Source organism: Mesorhizobium sp. M0500 (assembly GCF_040321165.1).
GTDB lineage: Bacteria > Pseudomonadota > Alphaproteobacteria > Rhizobiales > Rhizobiaceae > Mesorhizobium.
In genome coordinates this window covers 93,200-109,125 of the sequence record NZ_JAMYRB010000004.1, presented here as the reverse complement: position 1 = coordinate 109,125, position 15,926 = coordinate 93,200, and the positions used below count along the sequence as shown (strand labels likewise).

Here is a 15,926-nt window from a genome sequence, read left to right as displayed (position 1 = left end):
ACGGTATAGTGTCAAGCGCTTTCGACAGGGCCAGCGGATGGATGGACGCATGCAGAACTTCGGCTTGACCTGACCGTGGACCATGTCGACTGCATTGTCGCCGGCGCCGGCGTTGTTGGCCTGGCGATCGCGCGAGAGATGGCGCAGCGCGGCATCGATACGCTGGTCCTGGAAGCCGAGAGCGCTATCGGCACCGGAACAAGTTCGCGCAATTCCGAGGTCATCCATGCCGGCCTCCACTATCCGGTTGGATCGCTGAAAGCCCGGTTCTGCGTGGCCGGCCGGGAAAGACTCTATCGCTATTGCGAGGAGCGGGCGATCCCGCACGCGCGCTGCGGGAAGCTCATCGTTGCCACAAATGCCGAACAGGAGCCGGTGCTCGCCTCAATCCGGGCCAATGCACGCGCTTGCGGCGCCGGCGACCTGGTGCCGTTGCGCGAAGCCGAGGCGCATGCGCTGGAGCCCAGCCTTAAGTGCACGGCGGCGCTGCTGTCGCCCGCCACCGGCATCATCGACAGCCATGCCCTGATGCTCGCCCTGTTGGGCGACGCCGAGGAGCACGGGGCGGCACTTAGTCTCAACACGCGCATCGCCTCCGGCCGCATCGAAGCAGGCCGCGTCGTGCTCGAGACGGTGGACGCTGCCGGCGGCGAGCGCTTCGAGATCGCCACTCCGCGTTTCGTCAATGCCGCCGGGCTTGGCGCCGCAGCACTTGCCGGTTCGCTTGAAGGGCTCAATCAGCAATTCGTGCCAAAGCTCCATTATGCCAAGGGCAATTATTTTTCGGTGGCCGGCCGGGCGCCGTTCTCGCGATTGGTCTATCCGGTGCCCGAACCCGGCGGGCTCGGTGTTCATCTGACGCTCGACCTCAATGGCGTCGCCCGCTTCGGGCCGGACGTCGAATGGACCGATCAACTCGACTACCGCGTCGACCCGGCTCGTGGCGAGCGCTTCTACAGCGAGATCCGCAAATACTGGCCGGACCTGGCCGATGGCAGCCTGCAACCCGCTTACAGCGGCATCCGGCCAAAACTGTCCGGTCCCGGTGAGGCCAATGCCGACTTCGTCGTCCAGGACGTGGCGGTGCACGGCGTGGATAGCCTGGTCAACCTGTTCGGCATCGAAAGCCCCGGCCTGACCTCCTGCCTGACGATTGCCGACCATGTCGCGCAGTGCCTCGCGCCGAAGTTGTAGCGTGCGGCGCCCCGCGCCGCGATCTGCACTGTATCAAGGCGCATTGCGTGAACTTTCAGACGCAAGTCCCCTATGAGGCACATCGCGCACTTGCAGCCCGCTCCGCGCTCTGATTCCCTGCATTCTGGGGCTGTCCTGATTCGCACTGCCCGGTTCAGAGTTTTCGCAGTGCGCCCGGGACAAGCTTCCAGCGACCACTCGGCGTATCCAGGGAGAACGGCAATGAACACCGCGACGAGGCCGGTAATCTCGGAGATGAGGCCCAAGATCACCGTCGTCGGGGTCGGCGGCGGCGGCGGCAACGCCGTCAACAACATGATCGCCGAAGGCCTGCAGGGCGCGGAATTCATCGTCGCCAACACCGATGCCCAGGCCCTTGCCATGTCGAAGGCAACGAGGCTGATCCAGTTGGGCGCTCATATCACCGAAGGTCTCGGCGCCGGGTCCCTGCCCGAGGTCGGCCGTGCTGCGGCCGTGGAATCCATCGACGAGATCATGGATCACCTTGCTGGAACGCACATGTGCTTCGTGACCGCCGGCATGGGAGGCGGAACCGGCACTGGTGCCGCGCCTGTGATAGCGCAGGCAGCGCGGGCAGCCGGAATACTGACCGTTGCCGTCGTCACCAAGCCATTCGTCTTCGAAGGCAGGCGCCGCATGTACGCTGCCGATGAGGGCATCGAGCGCCTGCGCGAAAGCGCCGATACCGTCATCGTCATTCCCAACCAGAACCTGTTCAGGATCGCCGACGCCAGAACCACGTTCGCCGACGCCTTCGCCATGGCCGACCGGGTCCTCTATGCGGGTGTCGGCTGCATCACCGATCTGATCGTCAAGGAAGGCCTGATCAATCTCGACTTCGCCGATGTGAAGTCGGTGATGCGCGACATGGGCCGCGCCATGATGGGAACCGGCGAAGCCGCCGGAGAAGGCCGCGCCAAGAAGGCAGCGGAAGCGGCAATCGCCAACCCGCTGCTCGACGAAGCTTCGATGATGGGCGCCAAGGGCGTCCTTGTCTCGATATCGGGCGGCATGGACATGACGCTGTTCGAGGTCGACGAAGCCGCTACCCGCATCCGCGAGGAGGTCGACAACGATGCCGACATCATCGTCGGCGCCATCTTCGACAAGGCACTCGCCGGAAAATTCAGGGTGTCGGTCGTGGCGACCGGCTTGCGGCGTGGCCTGGAGATTCCACTGCTTGCCGAACCGGAAGTTCGCATGAACTGAACAGCGTTATCGCGTGCGGTTCGCTCAGCTGATTGCCAGCCTCGCGTCACCACGGCCGCGCGCCGTCGATGACTTCCATAGCGCGTGCAGCAAAACGGCCGGCCAGCGGTGCCACGTCGGCCGCATCGGCCGCAACCGCGCTGCCGGCCAGCACGCGGTCGGCGATGCCGACGAAGATCACGGCAAAGCGGAACATGGCAAACACCAGATGGAACCGCTGGAGCGGCGCCGTCGGCACGGCGTGGGCGAAGTAATGATCGAGGAATTCGCGCTGTGTCGGAATCCCGAGGGCTGCCTGATCAAGGCCGAGGATGCCGCCATATTCGTCCGATGAGGAATGCCAGGGCATCGAGCAGAAGCCGAGATCAGCAAGCGGATGGCCGAGGGTCGATAACTCCCAGTCGAGTATGCCGATCACCTCGGGCCGCTCGGGATGGAAGATGAGATTGCCGAGACGGAAATCGCCATGCGCGATCGAAACGTGGCCGTCATCTGGCGGAAGATGTCGCGGCAGCCATTCGGCGACGGCTTCGAGCGCGGCAATGCGCTCACTCGGCGATTCCCGCAACTGTCTGGTCCAGCGCGCGATCTGTCGCTCAAAATAGTTCCCGGGACGGCCATAGTCGCCGAGCCCAACCTCTTCCGGCCGGACGGCGTGCAGCTTTGCCAGCGCCTCGGCCATGCCGAAATAGATGCCGCGCCGCTCGTCCGGCGTCAGTCCCGGCAACGCGCCATCGTGGAACACCCGGCCGTCGAGCCGCTGCATCAGATAGAACGGCGTGCCGAGCGGCTCGTCGCCGTCGTGATAGAGCACCGGCCGCGGCACCGGCACCTTTGTCGATGCTAGCGCCTCGATCACACGGTACTCGCGATCGACCGCATGAGCGCCGCGCAGGATCGGTCCCGGAGGTTTCTTGCGCAGAACCATGCGGCGGCCGCCATAGTCGACGAAATAGGTCGGGTTGGATTGGCCGCCGACGATCCGCTCAAGCGACATCTGGCCATCGCCAAAATGCGCTCTCAGAAAATCCTCCAGGCGTACTGGATCGAAATCCATCCTCATTGCCGGCTCAGCGGTTCCCGCCGCGACCTGTTTCGTCTTGTCTGCCGGCTTCGACATGCCAGCGCCAGAAGCCCGCACCTTCCTCGTTGAGAAAGCGGTTGAGCACCATCTTGTGGACCTCGTCGGCGCCGTCCACCAGGCGAGCCTGGCGGGCGTAGCGGTAGATCCATTCGAGTACAGTGTCTTTCGAATAGCCGCGGGCGCCGTTGATCTGGATCGCCACGTCGGCGGCGTCATGCAGCATGTTGGCGACCTGGATCTTGGCCATGGAGATCTCCTTGCGGGCAAAGCCGCCGCGATCGAGCTCCCAAGCCGCCTTCATCACCAGCAGCCGCCCGATCTCGATGCGCATGGCAAGATCGCCGAGCATCAGCTGGATACTCTCACGGTCGGCCAAAAGCTGCCCGAAACCGCTACGCTCGGCGGCATAGGCGCGCGCGATCTCGATGCAGCGCTTGGCAAGCCCGAGCCAACGCATGCAATGGGTGAGCCGCGCCGGACCGAGCCGGACCTGGGTAACCCGGAGGCCGCTGCCTTCGCCGGCAAGCACGTCCTCGACCGGGACTTCCAGGCCGTCGAATTCCAACTCGCAATGGCCGCCATGTTCTTCCGGTCCCATGATCTCGATGCGCCGCACGATCCGCCAGCCCGGCTGGTCCTTGTGGAACAGCAAGGCCGAAAGGCCGTGACGCGGATCGTCCGAAGTGCGCGCAATGAGAATGAAGTGGCTCGCCTCTTGCGCGCCGGTGATGAACCATTTGCGGCCTTTGACGACATATCTGTCGCCACGCCGTTCGGCTCTGGTCATGATCATCGACGGGTCGGAGCCGCCGCCCGGATGCGGTTCCGTCATTGCGAAAGCCGAACGCACCTTGCCCTCGACGATCGGCTTCAGCCATCTTTGCTTCTGCTCCGGCGTTCCCAGTCGCTCCAGCACCATCATGTTGCCATCCTCGGGGGCCGCGGAATTGAACACGACCGGACCGAAGATCGAGCGGTTCATCTCTTCATAGCAGACGGCCATATCCACCTTGGAAAGGCCGGCCCCGCCGGTCTCGGGTTTGAGCTGCAGGCACCACAGGCCGGCTGCTTTCGCCTTGCCCCGCAGCGTTTCGAGCAGCGGCAGCGCGACATTGCCATGGCCGTCGTAGGAAGCCTTATCTGCCTCGAGCGGCAGGATTTCGCGCTCGACGAAATCGGCGATCCGGCTGCGGAAGGCCTCGGTTCGGACGGAAATGTCGAAATTCATGGCGCTCACAAGGATGAAACGAGATGCCGCCATCGGCTCCGATGGTCGCGCCGCTAGTGTAACTGCCGTCGTTGAATGCGAGCAACAGCAGTTCGCCGGCCGTTCCTTGCGCACGTTCAAAGCGCCGGTTCGATATGGATCGATGCCGGCGTGCTGCCGATGGCGGTCGAATTCCAGGAGTACTCAGGTTTCGTATGGCTAACGTCCGCGACAATGCTCAGATCAATTCGAGGACAGCGCAGCCATAGCCGTCCAGCGTCAACACTCCGGAGACAGGTCCTTCGCTATCGAGCAGGTTGCTGCCGAAGGGAACGCCGGTTACCGCAACGGGCGTGTCTTTGATGTTTTGCACGAACAACAGCCGGCGTTCGTCATTCTCGCGCATCGTGACCTCGACGCCGTCCGGCAGATCCGGAACCAGAGGCTCCACATTCGCATCCACGAAAGTGCGCGTAGCGAGTTGAGCTGTCAGCTCCGGGGTTAGATAAGTGCCGACATAGAGCACACGGCCCTTGCCGACGGCGCGGGAGGTAATTGCAGGCGTTCCTGCCGCGTAGCGGTTCGACCAAACCCCTACAATTTCGACTTCCGGTTCGACTGCGAGGTTCTCATAGAAATAACCGGCATCGAACTCGTGGTTTCCGACGGTGAAACGACGGATACGGCGGCTGGATTCGGCCGGTCTGTCGGGAGGAATGACGAGCCCGCCGGAGCGCGACATCGTATTGAACAGGCCATTGGCCCCAGGTGCCGCCAGCCGCCCGAAATCCTCGACGCGAACGCCGGTCAACTTCGACAGCGACCGGCCCGGCGCTGTCTCGCGGATGACGTGGTTGTTTTCGTCGCGGGTTCCCGTGCGCGCGCCGATGATGACGGTACCGCCATTTTCGGCAAAGACTTGCAGCCGCTCGGTCCAGCTGTCCTTCCAGATCACCCAATGCGGCACGTAGAACACCTTGAGCTTCGACAGATCGTCTTCCGGGTGGATGAAGCCGCAGGCGATGCCGCGGTCATAGCAATACTGATGCAGCAAGATTGCATCATCCTGCGGACTTGGCAGGCCGATGGGGAAGGTCTTGTGGGCTTCCTGATTGTCGAAGTCCGAGCCGGCGATGCCGACATCCATCCGCACATGGGTGCCCAGGATCTTGTCTTTAAGCGCCGTCATCTCGGTGGCGAACTGCCTGGCTTCGTCATAGCGGCGGCGAGCGACATCATCATGGTCTATGATGCCCATCCAGTATATCTCGGCGCCGAAATGTGCGGGACGCCAGCGGAAGAACATGATCCCATCGGCGCCACGCGCAACCGACGACATCGCCATGCGTCGCATTTCGCCCGGCTCCGGCGTCAGCGTGCAGAAGCCCGGCTGGGCGCCAAAACCCGACTGTTGTTCCGGCACTATGTAGTTGCCGGAAAATCCCCTGCAGATGTCGAGATGCAGCGCCTGGATCTTGGCGTGATTGCCGAGGCGAAAGAACTCGTCATAGAGGAACGGATAGATGTCGTAGCCGACGAAGTCGAGATCGGTGGAGAATTGGCCGCGAAAGTCGATGTCACGCAATCCGCCGAGATTGTGGAAGATGAACCAACTGGCATTCGCTTTTCTCAGGATCTCGACCTGGTCGTGCTGGAACCGTGCTGTCGAAAAGGCGAGAAAACGGTGGTAGTCCTGGAGGTGACCGGGACCGGGAAAGGACGGGGAAAAATCCAGCGGGAAGACAATTTCGCGGAAATCGCCGTAAGCCGTCGCCCAGAAATCGCCACCCCAGGCGAAGTTCAGCCTGTCTATCGTCTTGTAGGTTTCCTGGAGATAAGCCTGGAATTCCTTCAATGCCGACGGCGAATAGGATTCCGGCATGCTGGTGTTGAGTTCGTTGTCGGTCTGCCAGCCTATGACATTTGCATTGTCGCGGTAGTGGTCCGCCATCGCGTCGGTGATCTTGCGGCTATAGTCGCGAAACACCGGGCTGCTGGTGTCGGCATACTGGCGTGAGCCGTGGCTCATCGACCGGCCATTTCCATCAAGCCGCAGGATTTCCGGATGCTTTGCCGTCAGCCAGCGCGGCGGAGTGGCGGTCGGCGTGCACAAGATCGTGTTGACGCCGTGACGCGCCAGCCCCTCGATTGCCCGGTCGAACAGGCTGAAATCGAAGATGCCTTCACGCGGTTCGAAAATGTGCCAGGCGAATTCGCCGAGGCGGGCGACGTTGAAGCCGGCCTCGGCCATGCGCCTGGCGTCATTGTCCCAGTAACTCTCGTCCACATGCTCGGGGTAATGCGGCGCGCCGACCAGAAAGCGGTCGGTCTGGATCGTGCGCCAGACCGACAGGGCGCGGCCGTTTGAAGTCTTGTTCACGAAGGATACTCCTGCAGGTCAGTCGGTGATGGTGGATTTGCGGGCACTGATTGTCCGCTCATCGACAGAGGAAAAGAGATAGACGTCACGCGGCTCGACCTTGAAGCCGACGGTCGCATCGGCAGCGACGGCACTCGCATGGCCGATCTGGACGGTGACGTTGCCGCTGCCGCTTTCGGAACTGACGCATTGCAGCGGGCCGGCGTCGGCATAGAGGATGGTCTCGCGGCCGAGATGCTCGACCAGCCGTACCCGTCCGGCAAAACTCGCCGTCTCTTCCGCGGCCAAGCTGATGCTCTCCGGCCGAATCCCCATCGTCACCCTATCGCCGACCTGTACGGATGCCGCTTCCGTCAGTTCGACAGTCAAAGGAGAAAGGCCGGCGGTCGACAGCGTGGCGGCGCCGCCGGAGACAGCGGCGACGGTCACTTCGAAAAAATTCATTCGGGGTGCGCCGAGGAAGCCCGCGACGAAGAGATTGGCCGGATTGCGGTAGAGTTCGAGCGGAGCGCCCACCTGCTCGACCGAGCCGCGATTGAGCACGACGATACGGCTCGCCATTGTCATCGCCTCGGTCTGGTCGTGCGTGACATAGACCATGGTGGCGCCGAGCCTGGCGTGCAGATCGGAAAGCTCGACGCGCATCTGCGTGCGCAGCGCTGCGTCAAGGTTGGATAGCGGTTCGTCGAACAGGAACACGTCGGGCGAGCGGGTTATGGCACGGCCGATGGCCACACGCTGACGCTGGCCGCCGGAAAGCTGTTTCGGCCGCTTGTCGAGCTGGTCGGTAATGCGAAGGATCTTGGCGGCTCGCAGCACGGCGGCATCGATCTCGGCCTTGGGGCGATGCGCCATGCGCAGGCCGAAACCCATGTTCTCGGCGACCGTCATGTGCGGGTAAAGCGCATAGGACTGGAAGACCATGGCAATGCCGCGCTCACCCGGCTCGGTGGTGGTGACATCACGGCCGTTGATGAGAATTTCACCGGTCGAGACGGTTTCAAGCCCGGCGATGATCTTCAACAGCGTTGACTTGCCACAGCCGGACGGCCCGACGGTGACAATGAACTCGCCCTGTTCGACGCTGAGATCGATGCCGCGCAGCGCGTGGTAGCTGCCATAATTCTTTTGTATCTGCCGGAGTTCAAGACTGGTCATGGAGCCCTGCTTGCGAAATCAGTTTCGGATCGGGTGGGCGACGCCTTGAAGCCATGGCGCTCATCCCTTGACCGCTCCCATGGTGAGGCCGGTGATGAAGTGCTTCTGCATTAGGAAGAACATGGCAACCGGCGGCAAAGCCACGACGATGGTGCCAGCCGAGATCAGGTTCCAGGCCGAGACCCATTCGCCGCGCAGATTGGCGAGGCCGGCGGTGACCGGTTTGACGGTATCGCTGATGGTGAGCACGACCGCCCAAAAATAATCGTTCCAGATAAAGGTGAAGAGCAGGATGGCCAGCGCCGCGAGAGCCGGCCGCACCAATGGGACCACGACATGTACCAATGTCTGAAACGGCGTCGCGCCCTCGGCCCTGGCGGCCTGAAACAGTTCTCCCGGCAAGGCGGCGATGAAGTTGCGCATGAACAGTGTCGCAAACCCGGTCTGGAAGGCGATGTGGAAGATGATCAGGGCCGCCATCGTGTCGTAGAGGTTGAGCCGCACCATGAGATCGCGCACCGGGATCATCATGATCTGGTGCGGCAGGAAGTTTCCGCCGACGAACAGGGCGAAGACGAGCATGTTGCCGCGAAACCGGTAACGGGCGAGCACGAACCCAGCGAGCGTGCTCAAGATGAGAACGCCCATCACCGAGGGGATGGTGATCGTCAGGCTGTTGAGGAAGTAGCGGGCCATCGGCGTCTGGGTGAAGACCGCCGTGTAGTTGTCGACCAGGCCGAATTGGGTCGGCCAGCCCCACAGATTGCCGCCCATGACATCCTGCGTAGAGCGGAACGAGGTAAGAATGATGGCAAAGAGCGGCGCCAGCCAGACAATCAGGATGCCGACCACCAGCACGACATAGAGGCCACGCTGCCAAATAGCAGTCTCGGGAATCGGGCGGGGAAACATCAGCCGCCTCTTTCATCGGCGCGGATCATCCGCGTCAGGTACCAGGCGATGAAGACCGCCATGATCACGAACAGCACCGAGGCAATGGCCGCGCCATAGCCGAAGCGGTAGGAAAATATGGACTGCTCGAACATCTGATAGGCAAGCACCTCGGACGAACCGAAGGGGCCGCCGCTGGTCATCACCGAGACCATGTCGAAGGAACGCAGTGCGCCGACGACAGTGACGGCGATGGCGATAAAGGTGACCTGCGTCAGCTGCGGCAACACGATGTGGCGCAGCATGTTCCAGCCCCTGGCGCCGTCGACCCGCCCGGCGCCGATCAGGTCCTCGCTGAGATTGTTGAGGCCGGCGAGATAGAGCACCATGCAGAAGGCGATCTGCGGCCACAACGCTGCGATCACGACGGCGAAGGTGACGAAATTTTCATCCGACAGCACTGCCGGGGCGGTCGCGCCGAAGGTGCGGAAGATCAGGGCGAGAAGTCCGAATTCCGGCGTATAGACCCAGGTGAAGACCACGCCGACGGCAACCGAAGCCAGCACCAGCGGAATGAAGAACAGCGATTTGAGCAGGCGCATGCCGCGGATTTTCTGGTTGACGAGCAGCGCGATGGCGAGGCCGAGCGGCGGCGCCAGCATGAACATCACCAACCAGATCAGATTGTTCTTCAGCGAAACATAGAACTGCGGGTCGGCGAACAGTTCGCGGTAGTTGCCGAGGCCGATCCAGACCATCGGGCTGAAGCCGTCCCATTCGTGCAGGCTGATCCATAGGCTCTCGACCGCAGATGCCAGAATGACGACGGAAAACAGCACAGCGGCGGGCAGAATCAGAAGTGTCGGTGTCAGCCACCAGCGATGGCGGCGCCAAAGCTTCGTCATTTTGGGAGACCTCATTCACGGAAAGCATCGGGGAGCAGAGCACGAACCCCGCTCCCCTCCGCTGGGAGGCGCTAGATCTTGAAGATCCGGCGACGGGTTCCCTCGAGACGCTGAAGAATGGCGTCCCGGCGCTCCGGCTTGGCCATGAATTCCTGGAAGCCGACCAGGCCGGCCTGGGCCATGTCGGGATCGGTATCGCGGTCGTAATATTGCGATGTGCCGGCCACCGTCTTCAGGCTTTCCACGGCTGCGTTGACCAGCGGATCCTTGCTGGCCGGAAGGTCGTTGCGCGGCGGAACGTTGCCGCCAGGTTCCAGATAAGGGCCGAAATTTTCCGGCTGGTAGAAGAAGGCGAGGAACTCGCGGGCACCCGCCTTGTTCTTGGCGTTGGCCGGGATGTGGACCGAATTGACCGAGAATTCTTCGTAGCGGTCGAGGGCGCCGTCAATCTTCGGGAAAGGAGCGAATGTCAGCTGCTCGAGATCCTGCTCAGGGAAAGTAGCCTTCACGAAGGCACCGAGGTTCATCATGCCGGCCTTCTTCTGGGCGAGGAAGGCGCCGGCCTCCTGCCAGCCGAACGACGTCTGATCCGGTGTGAAGAAACCCTGCTTGATCAGCTCTTCCCAGTGGTCGAAAACAGGCGTCAGCGCCGGGTCGGTGTAAGCCATCTTGCCGTTCATCAAGGCAAAGTGCTTGTCGAGACCGTTGATCCGCAGGTTCATCTGGTCGAACCATCCGGCCGCCGGCCAGAGTTCCTTGGTGCCGATGCTGACGGGAATAAGGCCGGCAGCCTTGGACTTCTGGCCGTAAGCCAGGAATTCGTCCCAGGTCGCCGGCACCGTCAGTCCGTGCTCGGCAAAGACGTCCTTGCGATAGAACATGCCCCACATCGTGCCGCCAGTCGGCAGGCCATACTGCTTGCCGTCGACAGTGACGGCACCGGTCATGGCACCCAGCACGTCCTTGTACTTTTCCTTCTCGAACAGATCCGAAATGTCGTCGAACAGGCCGCGGGTGACGAAGGCGCGCATGCGGTTTCCGGAGAACCAGAAGCAGACATCCGGCGCCCCGGCGACAAGGTAGTTGCGGATCGCGGTCTTGTGGGCCTCGTGATCCATATTGTTGATCACAACCTTGGTGCCGGACTGCTTCTCGAAGTCGGCCGCAATGCGCCGCAAGATCCGCAGGGCATCGGCATTGTTTTCGTCTGAAATGATGGTGACTTCGCTCGACTGGCTGAGTGCCGGCATCGGGAAGCCCGCGAGGGCTCCAGCGGAAATGCCCCCAGCTCCCTTCAGGAAATTGCGCCGCGTCGACGGCTTTTCAATCCACTTGAACGTCATTGTTACTCCTCCCGTGTTGTCAATTTCTCTACTGGCACACCGGCCGGCGCGGTTGTTCTTCTCACCGGCACCGCTCACCTCCCGGGCAAGGGAATATGCTTGCCCGCTCCTTCAGAGCGCGGTGATATTGCTAACCGGATTAATTTCGCTGACCCCCGGTTCGGGTGTTGAACAGTCGGGCAAACTTATGCATACGTTTTCTCGAGAGGCAATAATTAATTTACAAAATTAAGAAAGCGGATCCGTGAAGCTCAAGGGTGACCCGAGCACGACTCGGGCGATGAACCGCAGACTGATCCTCAATCTCTTGCGGCAGGAAGGAGCGCGCAGCCGGGCCGACATAGCGTCAGTTACCGGCCTTAGTCCGGCAGCGGTCACCTTCGTCGTGGCCGACCTCATCGAGGATGGCCTGCTGATCGAAGGCAAGACAGTCGTGGGCTCGGCTGGGCGCCGCCCTATCCCGGTGGATATCAACTATGCCAACGGCCTTGCCATAGGTTTCAAGCTGATGGTCGGATCGGTCGAATGCGTGGTCACCGATCTTGCGACCAATCCGCTGGGCTCTCTGCGCGTCAAGCTCTCGGACAGCGATCCCGACCATATCATAGCGACCTTGGCCAAGGCGGTACCGGAGCTGATTTCCATTGTCGATCGGCCCGCTGCCAAGCTTGCCGGGATCGGCGTTTCAATGCCTGGCGTCATAGACAACCAGAAGGCTGTGTGTATCCGCAGCAATCGCTACAACTGGGACAACGTTCCCCTTGGCCCGATGCTGGCCGAACTGGTAGACGTCCCCGTGTGGCTTGAGGACGACACCAATGCCTATGCCATTGCCCAGCAACTCTTCGGCCTGGGACGCCAGCACCGCAATATGGCTGTGCTGGCGATCGGCGTCGGAATCGGCTGCGCGCTCGTCTTCGATGGCAAACTCTATCGCGGCGCGAACGGTGCCGCCGGCAAGTTCGGCCACAGCTCTTATGAGGAGAACGGCCGCCTTTGCGAGTGCGGAAAACGCGGCTGCCTGATGGCCTATTACGCCGAGCCGGCGATCCTGCGCACCTGGCGCGAAGCCACAGGCCACGACGAAGCGCATTGCAAAGCCACCCTTATGGCAGCTTTGGCAGACCGCGAACCGCGAGCCGTCGCCATTCTCGAAGAAGCCGGACATGGCATCGGCCGGCATCTCGCCAACCTTGTCAACATCACCGACCCGGAGGTCATTGTCGTCGGCGGTGAAGCCGTGTCGTTTGGCGATGCGCTGTTTGGCCCAATGCGGCTGACGCTTGGGAAAAATACCTTTCGCGCGGCACCACCAATGCTGCTGGACTGGGAGGACAATTCCTGGGCAAGGGGAGCGGCTGCTCTCGTAACGCAGAAGCTCTTTGATTTCGAAACATCTGCCGGCAACGCCGCTCCGCTTTCAAAGCCGGCCCTATGGTCGGCATAGGTGAGTGAAATAGACAGCCCTGCGCCTCAGGCCGCCCGAACGCTGCGCGCTCCACGCGCCCAGGCCGGCAGCCAATCGCCATGCGCAACCAGCAAATCATCGACCAGCGACCATATCTGGTCGAGGTCGAGCTCGGCCGCCGTGTGCGGGTCCATCATCGCCGCGTGATAGATGTGCTCGCGGTTCTCGGTCATCAGCGCCTGGACCGTCAGCTCCTGGACGTTGATATTGGTGCGGATCAGCGCGGTGAGCTGCACCGGCAGGTCGCCGATGAACGTGGGTTGAATGCCGGAGGCGTCGACGAGGCACGGCACCTCGGCCGCGCAATTATATGGCAATGACGTGATGCAGCCATTGTTGCGGACGTTGCCGTAGATCACCGACGGCTCGCCGGTCCAGACCGAGTTCATGATCGAGGACGCATATTCCTTCGACTGCTCCACTTCGATCTTGTCAGCCGAGCGATAGGCTTCCGCTTGCCCCTTCCAGCGTTCGATCTGCTCGATGCAGCGCTTCGGGTATTCGTCGAGCGGGATACCGAATTTCTCGATCAGATCCTCGCGCCCGTCCTTGATGAAATAGGGCGTGTATTCCGCGAAATGTTCGGAGCTCTCGGTGACGAAGTAACCGAGGCGCTTCAGCATCTCGTAGCGCACCTTGTTCGGGCAGCGCGGATTCCATCCAGGCTTCGGCGCCCGCCCTTCGCTGTAGGCGCGCAGCAGATCCGGATAGAGATTGCGGTAGGAGCCGTCCGGCTGGCGATGCTCGAACTTCAGGTAGAAGGCCATGTGATTGATGCCGGCCGAGCGGTAGCGAATCTCCTCGTAGGGAATGTCGAGATCATGCGCCAGTTCCATCGCCGTGCCTTGCACCGAATGGCAGAGGCCGACCTGCTTGATGTCGGGGTATTTCTCCGCGATCGCCCAGGTGTTGATCGCCATCGGGTTGACATATTGCAGCATGATCGCCTGCGGGCAGACCGCGAGCATATCCTCGCAGATCTTCCAGAGATGCGGCACGGTTCTCAACCCTCGCATGATGCCGCCGACACCGAGCGTATCGGCGATGGTCTGGCGCAGCCCGTATTTCTTCGGAACTTCGAAATCAGTTACCGTGCAGGGCTCGTAGCCGCCGATCTGGAAGGCGACGACGACGAAATCGGCGCCCGCCAGCGCCTTGCGCTGGTCCGAATAGGTTTCGGCTTTGGCCTTTACGCCAAGCGTCGAGATCAGCTTGCCGACGACGATTGCGCTTTCCTCGAGCCGTTGCGGATTGATGTCCATCAGCGCGATCGTCGCGCCGGATAAAGCCGGACGCTGCAATATGTCGCCGACGATGTTCCTCATGAACACCGTCGAGCCAGCTCCGATGAAAGCGACCTTGGGATTTCTTGCCACAACAACCTCCGGCATAAGCAATTAGGCTACCTCGAAGGCGGCTTTGACCAGCCGTTCGGTGTAAGCGGTCTTGGGATGGGACAGGACTTCGTCGACCGGCCCCTCTTCGACGATCTTGCCGTGCTGCATGACGATGACGCGGTGGCACAGCGCCCGCACGACCTTGAGGTCGTGCGAGATGAAGATGTAGCTCAGGCCCCGTTCGCGCTGCAGCTTGCGCAGCAATTCGATGATCTGCGCCTGGACCGAGAGATCCAGCGCCGATGTTGGCTCGTCGAGTACGATGAATTCCGGTTCGAGCGCGACGGCGCGGGCAATCGCAATACGCTGGCGCTGGCCGCCGGAAAACTCGTGCGGGAAGCGCGAGAGGATATCGCCGGGCATGCCGGCGCTGATCAGCGCCTCGCGCACCCGCTCGATCCGATCGTTCCTGGTGGCGCCCATGCGGTTGACGACCAGCCCTTCCTCGATGATCTGGCCGATCGTCATGCGCGGGTTGAGCGACGAGAACGGATCCTGGAAGACGACCTGCATGCGCGACCGCAACGGCCGCATCTGCGCGCGCGAACAGCCATGGATCGGCTGGCCATCGAAATAGATCTCGCCGCTGTCCGTGGTGTTGAGCCTGAGCAACGCCTCGCCGAAGGTGGTCTTGCCCGATCCGGATTCGCCAACGAGACCCAGCGTCTCGTGCCGCCGAAGGGTCAGGCTGAGGCTGTCGACGGCGACGAGTTCGCGCAGGTCCGGCCTCATGAACGTGCCATGCCGCAGCATGAAGGAGACGCGCACATTCCTAGCTTCAAGAATAACGTCGGCGCCTTCCGGCAACGGATTTGCCTGGCCGCGCGGCTCGGAGGCAAGCAGGTGACAGGTGTAGGGATGCTGCGGATTGGCGAACAGCTTCTCCGTCACATTGTGCTCGCGCATCTCCCCATGCTGCATGACGTAGACATAGTCGGAGAACTGCCGCACCACGGTCAGGTCGTGCGTGATCAGGATCACCGCCATGCGCAGTTTCTTCTGCAGGTTTCGGATGAGATTGAGGATCTGCGCCTGAACCGTGACGTCGAGCGCCGTCGTCGGCTCATCGGCGATCAGCACATCGGGATCGTTGGCCAGCGCCATGGCGATCATTACACGCTGGCGCTGACCGCCGGAAAGCTGGTGCGGGTATTGTTTCAGCCGCGCTTGGGGTTCAGGGATTTGCACCTGCTGCAGCAGCTCGAGCGCCCTTGCTTCGGCCTGCCTGCGGCTCATCTTGCGATGCACCCGTATCGCCTCGACGATCTGGCTGCCGATCGTGTAGATCGGGTTGAGCGAACTCATCGGCTCCTGAAAGATCATCGAGATGCCGTCGCCGCGCAGTTTGCGCCGCGCACGCTCGGAAAATTTCAGGATGTTCGCCCCGTTGTATTCGACAGTCGATTTCGGCGACACGACTGCGCGCTTCGACAACAGTCCCATGACGGTGCGCGCCGTCACCGACTTGCCCGATCCCGACTCGCCGACAATGGCGATCGTCTCGCCGCGATAGAGCTGGAACGAGATGTCCTTGACGGCTACGATCATGCCGTGTTCGACCTTGAAATCGACGGCGATGTTGCGGGCATCAATGACCGGGTTTTCCGAACGGCCGTCATGGTCGAGCCGGACAGGCGGTGCGAAGGATTTGACGAGCGCGTGTTGCATC

The 15,926-nt window shown here is 61.9% G+C and carries 12 protein-coding genes; 3 read left to right on the top strand and 9 right to left on the bottom strand.

The features are described from left to right. The first annotated feature begins 75 nt into the window (after positions 1-75). Both NKI70_RS09940 and ftsZ read left to right on the top strand, forming a co-directional pair. Complete coding sequence (locus NKI70_RS09940; RefSeq protein WP_352699427.1) at positions 76-1,194, top strand: NAD(P)/FAD-dependent oxidoreductase; 1,119 nt, start codon at positions 76-78, stop codon at positions 1,192-1,194. 222 nt (positions 1,195-1,416) lie between these two features. After that, on the top strand, positions 1,417-2,424 hold the full coding sequence (ftsZ, locus tag NKI70_RS09935; RefSeq protein WP_023677189.1) for a cell division protein FtsZ: 1,008 nt from the start codon (positions 1,417-1,419) through the stop codon (positions 2,422-2,424). 46 nt (positions 2,425-2,470) lie between these two features. On the opposite strand, the gene NKI70_RS09930 is transcribed toward ftsZ, so the two are convergent. From NKI70_RS09930 to NKI70_RS09900, 7 genes are all read right to left on the bottom strand, one after another. Beyond that, positions 2,471-3,487, bottom strand: coding sequence for a phosphotransferase family protein (locus tag NKI70_RS09930; RefSeq protein WP_352699498.1), 1,017 nt, complete (start codon positions 3,485-3,487; stop codon positions 2,471-2,473). A gap of 7 nt (positions 3,488-3,494) precedes the next feature. Beyond that, positions 3,495-4,736, bottom strand: a complete 1,242-nt coding sequence (locus NKI70_RS09925; RefSeq protein ID WP_352699496.1) for an acyl-CoA dehydrogenase family protein — start codon at positions 4,734-4,736, stop codon at positions 3,495-3,497. A 217-nt stretch (positions 4,737-4,953) separates the two neighbouring features. After that, positions 4,954-7,095, bottom strand: coding sequence for a beta-galactosidase (locus NKI70_RS09920; protein ID WP_352699425.1), 2,142 nt, complete (start codon positions 7,093-7,095; stop codon positions 4,954-4,956). Positions 7,096-7,113: 18 nt separating this feature from the next. Then, positions 7,114-8,253: an ABC transporter ATP-binding protein gene (locus NKI70_RS09915; RefSeq protein ID WP_352699423.1), complete on the bottom strand. Its 1,140-nt coding sequence runs from the start codon at positions 8,251-8,253 to the stop codon at positions 7,114-7,116. A 60-nt stretch (positions 8,254-8,313) separates the two neighbouring features. Further along, positions 8,314-9,165 (bottom strand): carbohydrate ABC transporter permease, encoded by an 852-nt coding sequence (locus NKI70_RS09910; protein ID WP_352452362.1) that lies wholly within the window; start codon positions 9,163-9,165, stop codon positions 8,314-8,316. Then, positions 9,165-10,049 carry a carbohydrate ABC transporter permease gene (locus NKI70_RS09905; RefSeq protein WP_023677182.1) on the bottom strand — a complete coding sequence of 295 codons (885 nt, stop codon included), beginning with the start codon at positions 10,047-10,049 and terminating at the stop codon, positions 9,165-9,167. The genes NKI70_RS09910 and NKI70_RS09905 overlap by 1 nt, the downstream gene beginning before the upstream one ends. 71 nt (positions 10,050-10,120) lie before the next feature. Then, positions 10,121-11,392 (bottom strand): ABC transporter substrate-binding protein, encoded by a 1,272-nt coding sequence (locus tag NKI70_RS09900; RefSeq protein WP_352576428.1) that lies wholly within the window; start codon positions 11,390-11,392, stop codon positions 10,121-10,123. A 244-nt stretch (positions 11,393-11,636) separates the two neighbouring features. On the opposite strand from NKI70_RS09900, the gene NKI70_RS09895 reads away from it, so the two are divergent. Beyond that, positions 11,637-12,839, top strand: coding sequence for an ROK family transcriptional regulator (locus NKI70_RS09895; protein WP_352724535.1), 1,203 nt, complete (start codon positions 11,637-11,639; stop codon positions 12,837-12,839). 26 nt (positions 12,840-12,865) lie between these two features. Here the strand turns inward: NKI70_RS09895 and NKI70_RS09890 are convergent, their stop codons facing one another. Further along, positions 12,866-14,236, bottom strand: coding sequence for an alpha-glucosidase/alpha-galactosidase (locus tag NKI70_RS09890; RefSeq protein WP_352639423.1), 1,371 nt, complete (start codon positions 14,234-14,236; stop codon positions 12,866-12,868). 21 nt (positions 14,237-14,257) lie between these two features. Further along, positions 14,258-15,925, bottom strand: a complete 1,668-nt coding sequence (locus NKI70_RS09885; RefSeq protein WP_352724603.1) for an ABC transporter ATP-binding protein — start codon at positions 15,923-15,925, stop codon at positions 14,258-14,260. Position 15,926 lies beyond the last annotated feature (1 nt).

Coding starts and splice junctions, on each gene's coding strand:
- NKI70_RS09925 (WP_352699496.1), bottom strand. CDS start 4,736: ATGAATTTCGACATTTCCGTCCGAACCGAGGCCTTCCGCAGCCGGATC.
- NKI70_RS09930 (WP_352699498.1), bottom strand. CDS start 3,487: ATGAGGATGGATTTCGATCCAGTACGCCTGGAGGATTTTCTGAGAGCG.
- NKI70_RS09915 (WP_352699423.1), bottom strand. CDS start 8,253: ATGACCAGTCTTGAACTCCGGCAGATACAAAAGAATTATGGCAGCTAC.
- ftsZ (WP_023677189.1), top strand. CDS start 1,417: ATGAACACCGCGACGAGGCCGGTAATCTCGGAGATGAGGCCCAAGATC.
- NKI70_RS09910 (WP_352452362.1), bottom strand. CDS start 9,165: ATGTTTCCCCGCCCGATTCCCGAGACTGCTATTTGGCAGCGTGGCCTC.
- NKI70_RS09885 (WP_352724603.1), bottom strand. CDS start 15,925: ATGCAACACGCGCTCGTCAAATCCTTCGCACCGCCTGTCCGGCTCGAC.
- NKI70_RS09905 (WP_023677182.1), bottom strand. CDS start 10,049: ATGACGAAGCTTTGGCGCCGCCATCGCTGGTGGCTGACACCGACACTT.
- NKI70_RS09900 (WP_352576428.1), bottom strand. CDS start 11,392: ATGACGTTCAAGTGGATTGAAAAGCCGTCGACGCGGCGCAATTTCCTG.